At 55.0% G+C, this 14,042-nt stretch carries 13 protein-coding genes and 1 pseudogene; 6 read left to right on the top strand and 8 right to left on the bottom strand.

Going from position 1 to position 14,042, the window contains the following annotated elements:
- Nucleotides 1-156 precede the first annotated feature (156 nt).
- Nucleotides 157-426, top strand: coding sequence for a hypothetical protein (locus CFter6_RS04340; protein WP_061538883.1), 270 nt, complete (start codon nt 157-159; stop codon nt 424-426).
- 113 nt (nt 427-539) lie between these two features.
- Here CFter6_RS04340 and CFter6_RS04335 read toward each other — a convergent pair whose 3' ends face one another.
- Nucleotides 540-1,673: an FAD-dependent oxidoreductase gene (locus tag CFter6_RS04335; RefSeq protein ID WP_061538882.1), complete on the bottom strand. Its 1,134-nt coding sequence runs from the start codon at nt 1,671-1,673 to the stop codon at nt 540-542.
- Nucleotides 1,674-1,738: 65 nt separating this feature from the next.
- On the opposite strand from CFter6_RS04335, the gene CFter6_RS04330 reads away from it, so the two are divergent.
- Both CFter6_RS04330 and CFter6_RS04325 read left to right on the top strand, forming a co-directional pair.
- On the top strand, nt 1,739-2,191 hold the full coding sequence (locus CFter6_RS04330) for a MarR family winged helix-turn-helix transcriptional regulator (RefSeq protein ID WP_082814590.1): 453 nt from the start codon (nt 1,739-1,741) through the stop codon (nt 2,189-2,191).
- Nucleotides 2,192-2,243: 52 nt separating this feature from the next.
- Complete coding sequence (locus CFter6_RS04325) at nt 2,244-2,696, top strand: GNAT family N-acetyltransferase (RefSeq protein WP_205631443.1); 453 nt, start codon at nt 2,244-2,246, stop codon at nt 2,694-2,696.
- 128 nt (nt 2,697-2,824) lie between these two features.
- Here the strand turns inward: CFter6_RS04325 and CFter6_RS04320 are convergent, their stop codons facing one another.
- The 3 genes from CFter6_RS04320 to CFter6_RS04310 form a co-directional block, all read right to left on the bottom strand.
- The gene (locus CFter6_RS04320; RefSeq protein ID WP_061538880.1) at nt 2,825-5,299 is read right to left on the bottom strand and encodes a phosphocholine-specific phospholipase C; all 2,475 of its coding nucleotides are present in this window, start codon (nt 5,297-5,299) and stop codon (nt 2,825-2,827) included.
- A 516-nt stretch (nt 5,300-5,815) separates the two neighbouring features.
- A complete protein-coding gene (locus tag CFter6_RS04315) occupies nt 5,816-6,220 on the bottom strand; it encodes a cupin domain-containing protein (protein WP_061538879.1) in 405 nt (134 codons plus the stop codon).
- A gap of 146 nt (nt 6,221-6,366) precedes the next feature.
- Complete coding sequence (locus CFter6_RS04310; RefSeq protein WP_061538878.1) at nt 6,367-7,215, bottom strand: oxidoreductase; 849 nt, start codon at nt 7,213-7,215, stop codon at nt 6,367-6,369.
- A gap of 187 nt (nt 7,216-7,402) precedes the next feature.
- Between CFter6_RS04310 and CFter6_RS04305 the strand changes: the two genes are divergently transcribed.
- Nucleotides 7,403-8,350 (top strand): AraC family transcriptional regulator, encoded by a 948-nt coding sequence (locus CFter6_RS04305; protein ID WP_061538877.1) that lies wholly within the window; start codon nt 7,403-7,405, stop codon nt 8,348-8,350.
- Between the two features lie 3 nt (nt 8,351-8,353).
- Here CFter6_RS04305 and CFter6_RS26910 read toward each other — a convergent pair whose 3' ends face one another.
- The 3 genes from CFter6_RS26910 to CFter6_RS04295 all read right to left on the bottom strand — a co-directional run bounded on the left by CFter6_RS26910 (nt 8,354) and on the right by CFter6_RS04295 (nt 11,774).
- Nucleotides 8,354-8,452, bottom strand: a complete 99-nt coding sequence (locus CFter6_RS26910) for a hypothetical protein (RefSeq protein WP_417924801.1) — start codon at nt 8,450-8,452, stop codon at nt 8,354-8,356.
- A gap of 164 nt (nt 8,453-8,616) precedes the next feature.
- Entirely contained in the window at nt 8,617-10,323 is a 1,707-nt protein-coding gene (locus CFter6_RS04300) for a M14 family zinc carboxypeptidase (protein ID WP_061538876.1), read from the bottom strand.
- A 512-nt stretch (nt 10,324-10,835) separates the two neighbouring features.
- Nucleotides 10,836-11,774 carry an AraC family transcriptional regulator gene (locus CFter6_RS04295; RefSeq protein WP_061542207.1) on the bottom strand — a complete coding sequence of 313 codons (939 nt, stop codon included), beginning with the start codon at nt 11,772-11,774 and terminating at the stop codon, nt 10,836-10,838.
- Between the two features lie 95 nt (nt 11,775-11,869).
- On the opposite strand from CFter6_RS04295, the gene CFter6_RS04290 reads away from it, so the two are divergent.
- Nucleotides 11,870-12,616, top strand: coding sequence for an SDR family oxidoreductase (locus CFter6_RS04290; RefSeq protein WP_061538875.1), 747 nt, complete (start codon nt 11,870-11,872; stop codon nt 12,614-12,616).
- A 514-nt stretch (nt 12,617-13,130) separates the two neighbouring features.
- On the opposite strand, the gene CFter6_RS04285 is transcribed toward CFter6_RS04290, so the two are convergent.
- On the bottom strand, nt 13,131-13,379 hold the full coding sequence (locus CFter6_RS04285) for a DUF7706 family protein (protein ID WP_061538874.1): 249 nt from the start codon (nt 13,377-13,379) through the stop codon (nt 13,131-13,133).
- Nucleotides 13,380-13,646: 267 nt separating this feature from the next.
- Here CFter6_RS04285 and CFter6_RS04280 point away from each other — a divergent pair.
- Nucleotides 13,647-13,948: pseudogene (locus CFter6_RS04280) on the top strand (phage virion morphogenesis protein).
- Nucleotides 13,949-14,042 lie beyond the last annotated feature (94 nt).

The raw sequence follows: 14,042 nt of genomic DNA, 5'->3' as shown, positions 1-14,042 counted from the left end.
AAACTCTTCCTGATAATCTAGATGAAAATTGATGCTCCTTCGACACAGCGGCCATTTCATGCAGAGCCGAAGAGAGTGAAAATACTCGGCAAGACCGACGGTATCGTAAATCAGCTTCGAGGAATAATATTGCCGAGTGAAAAATAAGGACAGGCTATGAGAAATGTTGATTACCCTTTCCCGAACAAGCCGGCAGGACGCATTGACAAACGCGACCGGCGGCAGGATGATAAAGATATGCTTATACGTATGGAAAAACTGGAAACCGAGCTGGCTGCCGTCAAAACAGACGTTGCAGTCATCAGGTCTAATTACGCAACGAAAGCTGATCTGACTGAAGCTAAAAACAGCATCATCGTCTGGGTAGTGGGCGCAGTTTTCCTGGTCCAGCTGTTACCGGTTCTTCTTAAAAAAATCGGTATCTGACTTTCCCCCGACACTCGCCCTCCTCCTCAGCCGCGGGTGGCAGAAATCAAAAAAAACCCTCATTACTGAGGGCATTTTAATTCCGGCGCCTGCAGCAGATTTTCCCGTTGAATCTAGCCGGCATGGCTCCGATACATTGCCAGCGTCAGCTCCTGGCCGACATGCGACAGTTGCGTCGCAGCCCCTTCCGCCGCACCTTCGGCAGATTCGACAATGCGCGCAAACATCAGCGCTTCGTATTCAGCCACGGCCTCGGCCCAGTCGGCGCGTTCAATCAGCAAGCGCGCCAGTTCGGCCGCATCGAACATGGCGTTGTTCACGCCGTCACCGCCAAAAGGCGACATGACATGCGCAGCATCGCCAAGCAGCGTGAGGCCGTGCCGGTTGGCCCAGCAATGGCCCACCGGCAGCGCAAAAATCGGACGGATAGCAAAGTTGTCGTTGCTGGCCCGGAACAGGTCGAGTATCTCGGGAGCAAAACCGTCGAATTCCTTGATCAGTTCCGCGCGCATGGCAGCGGGCGAAGTCAGGTCGAAACGCCGCGCTGCCCAGTCGGCCGGCACGCGGAAAATCGCATAAGCGCGGATGTGCGCATTGCCGTTGCGCTGCGCGATGATTTCCTTGCAATCGGCTTCAACGCCCATCTTGCCGCGCCCCACCAGCTGCGATAACGCGGGATGACTGCGGTCGACATCGTCGATGCCGCACTCGATGAAAGTGAGACCACTGTATTGCGGACGGTAAGGCGACAGCAAAGGCCGTATCCGCGACCACGTGCCATCGGCGCCAACCACCAGGTCGAACGGCCCCTCGCTGCCATGATCGAAGATCAGGTCCCAGCGGCCGTCGTCCCGCGCCTGCGCCTCGCGCAGCGTGCAACCCCAGCGCACGCAGGCGGCGGGCAACGCCTGCAGCAGCATGGCGCGCAGTTCAGTGCGATCCACCTCGGGCCGGTCACCGCTGGTGTCCTGATCCTCAAACAGCACATTGCCAGCCTTGTCCAGCAGGCGCGAACCCTGGTCCTCGTAACGGGCGATGGCCAGGAACTCTTCCATGAGACCGGCCTGCCTGAGCGCTTGCAGGCCCGATCCTTCATGCAGATCCAGGGTGCCGCCCTGCGGGCGCTCCAGCGAATGGGATTCCTTCTCGAACACCGTCACGGCGATGCCGTTCAGATGGAGGATACGGGCAAGGGTCAGGCCTCCCGGGCCCGCGCCGACTATGGCGATGCGTAATTGTGTATTCACAGAATTGATTGATTCGTTTATAATAGGCGCCTATATATAAACATAGTTACCTATTAAATGTCAACATGATGAAGATTGACCTGTCGAACAATCCCGTGAAACTCATCGGTCAGGCTTATCGCACGTCAATGCGGCTGGTTGACGGCCCGCTACGCGCGCTAGGATTTGCCATGGGACAACTGCCGGTGTTGGTGGCGCTCAAGAAAAGCGGCTCCTTGTCGCAGGCCGAGCTGGCGCGGCTGGCGCAGGTGGAACAGCCCAGCATGGCGCAGCTGCTGAATCGCATGGAACGCGACGGGCTGGTGCAGCGGGTTCCCAATCCCGATGACAAGCGCAGCCAGCTGGTTTCGTTGACTGCCGGGGCCTCTGAGCGGATGCCGAAGGGAAAAGCTGTGATGGATGCGGCCAGCCGGCAGGCTTTGGCAGGCTTTACCGAGGAAGAGCGGGATCAGTTGATGACGCTATTGCTGCGCGTGAATGCCAATCTTGATCGTGCGGTTGGCGAGACGGTGAGTTGAAGCGAAGTCCACGCGTTTTACATTACCCAATTAGATTTGGATGGAGCCACCAGTGACTTTTTCCCTGAAACGCCTTTCGCTGGAAGACACGGATCAAGCAGCCATCGTACAGAGAACATCATTTGATGAGCGCCTTCCTTGGCTTGCCGGACTTCATACACCGGCTGAGGATCGCACTTATTTTCGGGAGCATGTTTTCGCTGAATGCGAGGTCTGGGGAGCCATCGATGAAAAGTTACTTGGTGTGATTGCATTTCGTACTGGATGGATCGACCAGTTTTACGTATTACCAGATAGTCAGGGGCGAGGTGTCGGTAGCGCCCTTCTACAGATAGCGCAAGCTGCCTCGCCCAGTATGCTGCTTTGGACTTTTCAGCGAAATGCGCCTGCGCGAATCTTCTACGAAACACGGGGCTTTGCAGCTATCCAGGAGACCGACGGAAGCACCAATGAAGAACATGAACCAGACATCCTTTATCAATGGTCACGCGAGATGAGCAGATAATGCTAAAGGGCAGTTTAGCGCTATATCGTGCTGGATAACAAAGACATATTTCGTTCCAAAAGAAAAAGGCCCCCATTTCTGAGGGCCCATCTAAATTCTGGTGCTAGCTGCAAGACCCGCTCCCCTGATTACAAATTCAACGCCACCGGCCCACTCAACGCACCGTAGCCATCGTCAAACAAATACCACAAATCGTATTGCCCCGAGGCCAGCACAGCATTGCCGCTTCGACTCGCAAGCATTACCGATCCAACACTCTTGGGCGCGTAAACCCAGGCAAGCCAAGAAGCTGAGCTAGGCTTGACGCCCCGCTTGAATACGCCAATCCAGTTCTTCGGACTATGCTGCCACGGAGGCGCAACATAATCAAAACGAAGCGTGGCGGATGTCGTACCCTGGACGGAAAACGACGGCACAAACTGAGTGGTATTGCCGATTGCGGAATCGGTCAGCAAGGCTCCTGTTTGCAGTTGCACGCAGCCGGCAACGCGCCGCAGGTAATTGGCATCGTCAGCCACGCGGATCCCCACGTCGTACCAGCCTGCGTCGCCGAGCCACGCTACATCCTGGGTGGCCCCTGCGGCGACGTTGACGGAGACGAATGCATTCTTTTTGTAGGCGTTGTCGGTAAGTTGAAATACGCTGACCCTGCTGCTCTTGCTGTTGTCCAGGGTGATGCGCACATTACCGTTCTGGACGTCGTAGCCAAGCTGGATCTCAGCCAGCGACCCCGATGTACCAGAACTGCCGATGCTGCCGCGGAACTCCTGCAAGAAGCCATTGGGCCCATAGACCGACAGATCGTAACTGCCGTCGGCGCTGACCGCCAACGAGTCCTGCAACACCTGCGCCAGTGCGTTGCCCGGAGCGAGCGTGTAGTGGCGCGGTGCGACGCTGGTATTGTTTCCTGTCCTGACTTGCAAGTTTAAACCGGCGCGGCCGGTATTGGTGAAGGTCAGCGCCATCGCTTTGGCGGTTCGGTCGGCAGAGCCCTTGGCCAGGAAGGCATATGGCAGCCGGCATGCCGTGCGGCGACTGGCCGATATCGTCGGCAACTTCTGTGGGCTGGGTGGCTGGGGGGATGGTACCGTCGGACCATTCGGATCCATCTTGCTGTCGGCTACGGTAGTCGTCGAACCGGTTTGAGGCGGCGCCGAAAAATCGAATGCCGATGTCAGGTCGCCGCAGACGGCCCGTCGCCATGCCGTTATATTCGTTTCCTTCAACGGCGACGACGCGCTGTTGAACCGCGCTTCGATGAAACGGATGATAGACGTGTGGTCGAACACTTCCGAATTGACCCTGCCACCCTTCGACCACGGAGAGATGACAAACATCGGAACCCGCACCCCGAGGCCGATTTGCTGATCTCCCTGTTTCGAGCCGTCCGATGCCGATTGGGTATTGCTGCTGTTGTAAAACTCGGCAGCCGTGCTGACATTTGATTTGCCGTTGCCGGGTGTAGGCGGAACCGGTGGCGACATATGATCGAAAAAGCCGTCATTTTCATCGTAGGTGATAAAGAAGACTGTGCTGGCCCAGACTGCTGGATTGGACGTCAATGCATTCAAGATGTTACTGACATACCATTCGCCGCCGCTCGATGCCCACGACGGATGTTCGGTATAGGCATAAGGCGCGGCTATCCATGAAACTTGCGGCAGCGTGTCGTTCGTAACGTCGTCTTTGAGTTGCTGGAAAAGGCGCGTGTCATACGGCTGGCCACTTCCCCTGGCATCGATTTGCGTTCCATTGAATGCCGGAGTAAGCGCACTGGTCGAGGCCAGGTTCTGGTATTGCTTAAAATTGAGCAGCGTATTGTCGCCGTAGTTTCCATTCCACCAGAGATCGCTTGTCGTCGCCGTTTTATATTCCCCGAAACCGCTGTTCGCATCCAGCCCCTGCCCTTTGTCCTGATAGACTTTCCAGGTAATGCCTGCCTGGTTGAGACGTTCCGGTAAAGTCGTCCAGTTGGCATTTGGCGTTGCATTGTTATCGATTTGTGGCGATGCCCCAGCGACGTTTCCACAGCAGCCGCTAAAGAAATAAAGGCGATTGGGATTGGTAGGACCGAGCTGCGAACAATGGTAGCCATCGCATACCGTAAACGCCTGCGCCAGCGAGTAGTAGTAAGGAATGTCCTGATTGGTGAAGTACGTCATCGTCGCCGAGGATTTGGCCGGTATCCAATTATCGTAGCGGCCAAGATTCCAGGCCGAGTGGCCGCCGCTCCAGTCATGATTGAGACCTGCGTAGTAGGTATCTCCATTCGTGCTCGAAGATGCCGGCCGGAAAGGCAGCACATAGGAAAACAACGACGGTTGATACCAGACAGGATAGCCAGTCGTCGGCAAGACAACCGGACGCGGATCGCCAAAACCTCGAACGCCGGCCGCGCTGCCCAGATAATGATCAAACGACCGGTTTTCCTGCATCAGGATGACCACGTGCTTGACGTCCTGTATTGTCCCGGTAGTGCTTGCCGCCGCTATCGACTGGGCTCTCAGGATGCTTTCCGGCAGCAGGCTGACGGTGGCGGATGCCCCTACAAGTTTGAGTGTATCGGATAGGAATTGGCGCCTGGAAGAGTTCTTTTTTAGCATGGTTGCTTTCTAGGTTCACATCGAGGCCGTGACAGGAATCACACGGATGGCACAGTGGTACCCCGATACGCCTAGGGCGCCGATATATCAACTGAGAACAACTGCGTTGACGCTGGGATTTTAGAAAGCCGGCAAACAACGAACAGTCAGGACCCGTCATCTTCTTAACAAAATGCGACTTTTCTACCTGGCGTCATCGCCAGGTGTAGCTTCGCCGTGGCCACTGGATACGTATGAGCTTTAGAACTTGCTCCACAAAAAAAGACCCACCGAAAGGTGGGCTTTTAGATTGGCGCCAGTCGCAAGCGGCCGCTGCTGCCTAATTATCCTGTTGGGTCAATTTCGACATGCGCCGCTCACTCTTTGGTCGGTGGATTAAGATTTATTTTAGCGAATTTTGAAAACGGATTTGTGACATTTTTGTGACAGGCCAGCCGAGTTGGCCTGCGCAAAATTATCCCCTTCACTGGAAATCCACCGACGTTCGGAACGTAACAAGGTGAGCGTGAAGGGCAATTATTTTGGAACATATACATTAAATTGCTTGCCTGGTACGGTCACCCAAGATGCGATGGTTTTCGCGCCGGCCGGTCCTGCTTTAGTGACATGGATATCTTTCGCCGCAAGCTGGTAACTCTCGCCCGCATGAACGACCTTTGCAGGCATGCCATCTACCAGGATTGTGATTTCCCCTTCAAGCACATAGACGACCTCAGGCCCAATTGCCTTGTGGCGCGGTTTTTCGGCATTGGGAGGGAACTCGGCAATCCCCATGCCCATTTCGCGATCGGTTCCCTGCACGCGGATTCTTTGCAAGACTTGTGTATCCTTTGCTGCCGGCACCGTAGCAGCGGCCATGGCAGAATGCATCGACAGGATGGCCGCCAGAAGGACGGAAATAGAGATATATGTTTTCACCATGAGCGTTCGGACCGTTCTATGAATTAATGTTTCGGGGGCGTCGTAACTTTTCAGTAATGTCCTCTTTCGGCGGCTTGCACACAAGCGAGATTAGCTTTTACAAGAGTAAAGAAAATCTTATGACCCCACCCTGGCTGCAGACGTCATTACATTCCTTGGTAATCCGTCGACGTCGAAACGCTTTCCCACGACTTCATTTCATCCGACATGGCGGCAATCTTATTTTTCACCAATGTCACCGCATCGCTGCCAAGCAGTAAATGCACAGGGGCGTCAGGCGCATTGGCGATCTTCAGCAATACCTCCGCGGCCTTGGCCGGATCGCCAAGCTGCTTGCCGCTTTTTTCTTGCCGCGCTCCGCGGATAGGGTTGAACAAAGTGTCGTAATCCTGGATATGGCGCGGCGAACGAACCATTGAACGGCCGGCCCAGTCAGTGCGGAAGGAGCCCGGGGCGACTGCGGTGACTTTCACACCGAAGCCCGCAACTTCTTTTGCCAGTGTTTCCGAGATGCCTTCCAGTGCAAACTTGCTGCCGCAGTAGTAGGCAATGCCTGGCATGGTAATGAAGCCCCCCATTGACGTGACGTTGATGATGTGTCCGCTCCGGCGTTCCCGCATGGACGGCAACACGGCTTTGATCATGGCAACCGCGCCAAACACATTGACGTCGAACTGACGGCGCATTTCTTCCAATGGCGACTCTTCCAGCGTTCCTTCATGTCCGTAACCGGCGTTGTTGACCAGGACGTCGATCGGCCCGACTTTTCCGGTTATTTCTGCCACTTTGACGTCAATTGCAGAAAAATCGGTCACATCAAGTACGACCGCAATCGCGCGGCCGATAGCCAAATCCTCGAAATCCTTTTTTGCCGATGCATTTCTGACTGTTCCGACTACGGTGTGCCCGGCGGCCAGTGCCGCCATAGCGAAGGCCCGGCCGAATCCTGAACTGACACCGGTAATCAGAAACTTCATTTCAGTTAGCTTTCCCATGGATTTAGTCCTTTACGGTTAATTTTCAAACATTCTGACGGAGCGAATCAATCAGCCAAGTCAGTCTTGGCTTGACGTAATCTTAAGAGCGAACGCAAAATATCCAAATACCGGTTTTTATGCGGTTCTTGCCTAAACCTATTAACCCTGAAATTTTGACCTTCAATTTTCAATCAACCCATAACAGATGACCGAGTTGACGAACAACAGCAAACAGCAGCAACAGCGCATGGTGAGCCTGCTGACAAAACTCGCGCCAGACGAGGGATATAACCTCTCGTATCTGCGGGATGTGAGGTTTCTTCGATCCAACCGTCCACTGAGTGTGACGCCGGTTCTCTATGAACCAGGAATTGTGGTCGTATGCCAAGGAACAAAAAGGGGATTTTTAGGCGACCAAACCTACGTCTACGATGCGCGGCATTATCTGGCCGTGTCGGTGCCGGTGCCGTTCACGATGGAAACCGAGGCAAGTGAAAAGAAGCCGTTGCTGGCAATTTATTTCCGGCTGGATTTCAAAATGCTCGCCGACCTGTTATTGCAGATGGAAGTGGTTGAGCCAGGCGATGCCACTCCCCAAGGCATGTTCGCCACTGCAATGGACGAGAAAATGTCGGCGTCGATTCTGCGATTCCTGGAAGCCATGGATGAGCCCATGGAAGCGAAGATCCTCGGTCCGGCACTGGTGAAAGAAATCTATCTGCGCGTGCTGACTGGAGATCAGGGAGCGTCAATGCGCGCAGCCCTCGCGAACGAAGGACAGTTCGGGAAAATCGCAAAAGCGCTCAAAAAAATCCACGCGTCCTACAACCAGAAACTCGATGTCGATCAGCTTGCCAGGGAAGCTGGCATGAGCGCGCCGTCGTTTCATTCCCATTTCAAGAACGTCACGGCGACTTCGCCAATGCAATACCTGAAGTCGACACGCCTGCACCAGGCACGTCTCTTGATGGCGCGGAATGGCCTGACTGCCGCCAGCGCCTGCGTCGAAGTCGGTTATGAAAGCGCCTCGCAATTCAGCCGCGAATTCAAACGCCTGTTCGGCAGAACGCCGATTGAGGAAGTAACGAGAATGAAGCAGGCGTTTGCCTTGCCTGATGCCGGTCCAGCTTCGATCTATGTGTCGTCGCATTAATCGCTAACTCCTGCGAAATGATTCTAGGACCTCAAACCGTATTAGATGGGGATTGTTAGACGTGGACTTCCCGGAACCCGAAGGGCCAAGCAAGAACACGATCTCGCCAGTGTCGATGCGAAGGCCGATGCTCTTCGCGTTCGAAGCCGATCACGCTGCCGAGTGCTACGGCCATCGACAGGCGCAGCACCATTTCGAGTTCACTGGCGTTTGACATCATCCGGTGATCGCCCGCGACGCGTTCGCATCCCGTAGGAGATTCTTGACTAAATCAACGCTGCCACCGGATAGCGCCGCCATTCCGGCTCGGCATGGCGCTGGCCGTGGGTGAACAGAAACCCGAGCACCGCTTGCGGATCGGACAGCTGCGCCGGATGTGCGGCCTTCCATTCGTCGAACGCCGGCCGCAGCGCCGGCTCGTCGGCCAGCATCTGCAAGGCCGTGTCCTCGAAGACATAGGCTGAGATGGAGGCCTGCTTCCTCTCCAGCACGCTGTTGAAGAACCCCCAGCGGAAGAAGCTGTCGTGCGCTTCGGGCTCCAGGGTCTCGACCGCGTAGCGGGCCTGGGGTTGGTCGAGAGGCACCAGCACGTCACCCGCGCGCGCCTGGATGGCCTCGGTGTGCGTGCTCAGCAGCACCCGGTCATGGAACATGTGGCCTTCGTAGGCGGTCGCGCGTGTATCGACTTCCAGAACCCGGTACACCCGGGCCGCATCGAATAGTCGGTCGGCGTCCAGGCGCTGCAGCTCGACGCCGTTCCACTCCAGCCGCTCGATCACCTCGCGCCAGGCTTGGGGCACCAGGTAGGCCTTCGGCGCCGTCACCGCCTGTTCCTCGACACAGCGGTCGAAGTGGACGATGTCCTTCTCCCACGGCTGGCTGCGGTCGTAGGCGAGCCGTTGATAGTCGCCCAGCAAGCTCGGCGTACGCACCGCCGCGTAGCCCTTGAAGCGCAGGCGCGCCGGCCGCTCGTGGTCGTTGCGCCAGCGCAGCGGCCACTGTGTACGGCGTGCGGCGTCGGCCCGCGCATCGCGCCGCAGTTGCTGAATGCGCCCCGCCTGCGCTGCGCTGAAGTCCAGCACCACCTCAACCAGCGTGCGCGTCGCCGCCACGCGGTCGGCGAAGGGCTTGAGCATGTGGGTCTCGGGCATGAAGCCGATGGTGTGGTGCAGCGCGGCGTAGCCGGTGGAGAAGCGCGGCAGATCGAGAAAATCTTCGATGCCGTCGTCCGGCGTCTCGGCCAGCAGGTTGACGTAGGGACAGGTCGGCCAGCCGCGCCTCTGCATGTCGCCGTAGATCGCGGGCAGCATGCGCTCACGCAGGAAGTCGCCCAGGCCGCCGCCCAACTTGTCAGGCTGGGTCGGGATCAGGGTCATGGCGTAGGCGTAGTCGGCGCCGTTGGAGGTGTGGGTGTCGACCATCACATCCGGGTCCCAGGCGTTGAAGAAGCGGTTGAACACCTGGGCGGCCAGGCTGTCGCACTTGATGAAGTCGCGATTCAGGTCGAGGTGCCGGCCGTTGCCCCGGAAGCCGAACGCCTCGGGGCCGAGCTGGTTCGCCCGCGAGCTGGACTGGCGGTTCACGCAGCCGTCGACGTTGTAGACCGGGATGAAAAGGAACACCGTATCGCCGAGCGCAGCCAGCCGCTCGGGCTCAAGGCAGAAGTCGCGCACCAGCGCCATGCAGGCATCGATGCCTTCGGGCTCGCCGGGATGGATACCGTTATTGTTGAAGAACACCGGACGCCCCTGCTCGCGCAAGGTATCGCGGTCGAACACGCCGTCGGCCGTGACCAGGCCGGCGTGCATCGGCAGGCCGGTGTCGGAGGTCCCGATCCGCCACCATCGCAGCACCCCCGGGAATCGCTCGGCCAGCCGCTCGTAGAAGGCGATGCATTCGGCCCAGGTGGAGGTCTGGTTGCCATTGCCGAGTTCGAAGGGCGTGGGATAAGCAAGGCGGGTCGGGGGCGTCATGCGTGATTCCTTTTTTTGGTGGTGTCGAGAAATACGCCAATTTGACGGTCCGCATCTACAGTGCAGGATATGGAGCAAAGGTAGCGCATCGGAAAGCTGTCGGTCGCGACAGATCGCTCTTGGCCGATTGCAAGCTGCCAATACCGTTATTTATTTGTCGGCGTAATGTCTAGAGGGAAATTTTAATGCTTAATTGAGAATTGCGGAGCAAAAGAAAAAGACCCACCGAACGGCGGGCCTTTTAAATATTGGTGCTGGCTGCAGGACTTGAACCCGCCACCCCCTGATTACAAGTCCGAACCAAATCTCAATAAACACAAATAGTTAAGTTAGTTTTTATTCCGCAATTTCCATTTTTGCGCATGCCTGCAAAGTCTTTTCAGTATTTGCTGACTAATTTTTTGCGGAACAAGCGGTAGCCCAGATAGATTTCGAGAAAACTCAAATATTTCTGATGAAGTCGCTCAACTTGAAAGGCCGCAATCGCCGATAGCAGACGTCCCTGTAGCAATTCATGCCGTGGCAGAGACTCTCGCGTCGGACGAGTTACCCACGTTATGCCACGATTTGGCATATTGACCGGGCGGCATACCGGTATGACGAGTGAACGCGACGGTGAATGTGCTAGATGAGCTGTAACCCACGCGAACCGCCACCTCCGCAATTGCCTCTTTTCGTTCAAGAAGATTTCTTGCCAATGCCATCCGCCATGACAGCAGGTAGTCCATTGGTGTGACGCCCACGGCTTTGCTAAATCGCTCAAAAAAGGCCGAGCGGGACAGCGCCGATTCTTTCGCCAAAAGCGCAACGGTCCATGACTCTTGAGGGCTTTCATGGATGCACCGGATTGCGTTCGCCAGTCGGATATCGGCAAGTCCGCGCAACAGCCCTGGCGAGGTCACTGCATTGTTTGATGAGCGAAGCGCTTCAATCAACAAGACTTCCAGCAAGCGCTCGAGAACCACGTCCCGTGCTGAGCGCTGCGAGCGTGATTCATCAATAACGAGTTGAACCAGCGCTGACAAGCGAACGTCTCCCCGAATATGTACGAGCTTCGGGAGCAGTGTCAAAAGTAAAGTGGAGTCTGGAGACGTCAATTGGCAAAAGCCGACCAGTGTTCTCACGTCGGCATCGGCTGATATAGACCCATTGCGGTGTTCGCCGTTTTCCAAGAGAGCGGGTTCAGACTGCCATTCATCCTCAGAAGGAAGGTCAAAGCTGGTTGCCAAAAATTTCGACATCGACGGCATTAGCACGAAATCACCAGCTTCGACGACGAATTCAGCCTCATCGATCGTATATCGTAGCTTCCCTTCCAAAACCACGCAGCAACACAATCGTGTGCCGATGAGTTCGCCGCGCACTCCCCAGCGTCCCGCGCCGGTCACAATCTTCGAGAACGTCATTTTCGGTTGCAGTAGCGCCACTACAGAAGCTAAGGGGTCAATCATTCCGGACGCTCGCAAACAAAATTAGGACTTTCTATTGTAGATGATTTTCCTGGCAAGGGTTATCGTTGCGGCTCACTGATGATGAAAGGATTCACATGAAAACCGTTTTAATCACTGGCTGCTCTTCTGGATTTGGCCTGGAAATCGCCAAGTATTTTTTGGACCGCAAGTGGAACGTGGTCGCCACCATGCGTACGCCGAATGAGGGCGTTCTGCCAAAGTCTGAACATTTGCGAATTTTGAAGCTGGACGTAACCGACGCTGAAAGCATACGTCGTGCAGTCGAAGAAGCTGGTCAGGTGGATGTCCTGGTGAATAACGCAGGCATCGGTATGCTAGGGCCTTTCGAAAGTACGCCGATGGAAGCCGTGCGCGATGTGTTCGAAACCAATACGTTCGGTACGATGGCCATGACGCAGGCACTTTTGCCGCAGTTTCGGGCACGCAGAGCGGGCGTTGTCGTCAATGTGGCATCTGCCGTGACCCTGAAGGCCTTGCCGCTACTTCCCGTCTACACAGCCAGCAAGGCCGCAGTCGTCGCATTCACCGAATCGCTGGCGCTCGAACTGGCGGAGTTCAACATCCTGGTAGGCGTAGTGTTGCCAGGAATGGCGCCGGAGACCGCTTTTGCATCCAATGCCGGTTCACGAGTCATCCAGACATTTCCTGAAGATTACGCGGCCACGATGAACGCGGTGATGTCGGGGTTTCAGAATTACGCCGGTTCAGTGACGCATTCGATTGATGTTGCCGACGCGGTCTGGCAGGTTGTGCAAGACGGTTCGACTGCATTCCGCGTTCCGGCCGGCGCGGATGCGGTCGAGTGGTTCAAAAAGATCTAGTCGTAGGGCAGCAGAACGCTGAGGGTGAGACACGGCAGTGTAATGGTCGTATCGCATTCTCATGGGATTAAGGCCGAGGAACATTTTGATCAGTTTTCCGAAGCTCTGCAATAGCCTATCCGGCGGCAAAATTGGCATTGGTTCGATCTACTGTTTGAGAGAGCGAGTATCACACGACAGATTTTTGGCAGCATGTCCATTACTGGCGGTAGCTGTCATTGGGCGCGTATGCGCTTTAGAACTTGTTCCGCAAAAAATATGTTTGCGGAACAAAAGAAAAAGGCCCACCAGACGGTGGGCCTTTTAAATTCTGGTGTTGGCTGCTGGACTTGAACCCGCCTCCCCTGATTACAAGTCCAATGACAAAGTCATTATTTTCAATCACTTGTCCATATTTTAGTTCCGCAATCAAATAATTCCAATGCGCGGAAAACGCAATAACTGCGCGGGTCCATTTCAGATTGCGGAACTACCAAAATAATCAGATAGACAGAATCTAGCGAACATGAATCTGTTATATGGGCCGACGTTGTGCATTACAAAACGCTATTTGAGCTTTATCAATTGCTCTCATCATTACATATGCTTCGTCGTTATTTTTTGAATGTTTGAGCAAATCCGGCCATCCGATTCGCGTCATAAAATGGACAATCGCCAAGGCCTCATCTCTCATCAGCGTGGTATGCCCGGTTGCGTGCGAAATCGTGATCGTGAATGTCGCTTCAACGTTGTCTTGGAACTCGATACTAGTCAATTCGTCCATTTTGAAAGTTCTTCATAGCAAGGGTTTATCGAGAACCAGATTACAAATCTCAGATTGTCGTTCCGCATCAACTATTTATAAATAATCGATTACCACCGGTATCAGGCTTGATTGAGCCTTGTCTAAAACAGAATTGATCAATTACTAGATTAATAATTACAGAAAACAATCTCTCCCGTCCATCGGATAATCCCGAAATAACCGTAGGGAAAACCGTACATATAAATATGATTTACGAATTTAATAACCGTTGGCCGCCTGCAGAAGATGGAAACGGTGCGCCGGAACCTGCGCGGCAAGAAAGGGAGAATCACACGGCAGAAAGCTGCGATATTTGAGAAAATCCGCATGCAAAAAAATCTCAAAACCGAACAGGACGAAAACCAGCTATCGGTCGGGTTCTTTGGACGGGTGGCGCGCATCGTCCGCGTGCACCAGGAGGGATTGAAGGACAAGGTCTCAAAAAAGGGCCCGAGTATTCCTATCCAGCGCGTCCCTTGCTTGGTTTTAGTGCTACCGACCAAGCGTTGATACGTGATTCATTGTTGCGCCATCTCGACAAAATCTAAGAAAAGACTGGCGCGGGCAACAATACTTGTAGATATATATCATCACAAGCATCCAGCGCCATCACGTTACACCGGGGAGAGTGGTTTCGAGCGG

It is taken from the genome of Collimonas fungivorans (assembly GCF_001584145.1).
Lineage (GTDB): Bacteria > Pseudomonadota > Gammaproteobacteria > Burkholderiales > Burkholderiaceae_D > Collimonas > Collimonas fungivorans.
This window is presented reverse-complemented; position numbering and strand designations above follow the sequence as displayed.

Coding starts and splice junctions, on each gene's coding strand:
- CFter6_RS04290 (WP_061538875.1), top strand. CDS start 11,870: ATGAAAACCGTTTTAATCACTGGCTGCTCTTCTGGATTTGGCCTGGAA.
- CFter6_RS04330 (WP_082814590.1), top strand. CDS start 1,739: ATGATGAAGATTGACCTGTCGAACAATCCCGTGAAACTCATCGGTCAG.
- CFter6_RS04315 (WP_061538879.1), bottom strand. CDS start 6,220: ATGGTGAAAACATATATCTCTATTTCCGTCCTTCTGGCGGCCATCCTG.
- CFter6_RS04300 (WP_061538876.1), bottom strand. CDS start 10,323: ATGACGCCCCCGACCCGCCTTGCTTATCCCACGCCCTTCGAACTCGGC.
- CFter6_RS04295 (WP_061542207.1), bottom strand. CDS start 11,774: ATGATTGACCCCTTAGCTTCTGTAGTGGCGCTACTGCAACCGAAAATG.
- CFter6_RS04320 (WP_061538880.1), bottom strand. CDS start 5,299: ATGCTAAAAAAGAACTCTTCCAGGCGCCAATTCCTATCCGATACACTC.
- CFter6_RS04340 (WP_061538883.1), top strand. CDS start 157: ATGAGAAATGTTGATTACCCTTTCCCGAACAAGCCGGCAGGACGCATT.
- CFter6_RS04305 (WP_061538877.1), top strand. CDS start 7,403: ATGACCGAGTTGACGAACAACAGCAAACAGCAGCAACAGCGCATGGTG.
- CFter6_RS04285 (WP_061538874.1), bottom strand. CDS start 13,379: ATGGACGAATTGACTAGTATCGAGTTCCAAGACAACGTTGAAGCGACA.
- CFter6_RS04310 (WP_061538878.1), bottom strand. CDS start 7,215: ATGGGAAAGCTAACTGAAATGAAGTTTCTGATTACCGGTGTCAGTTCA.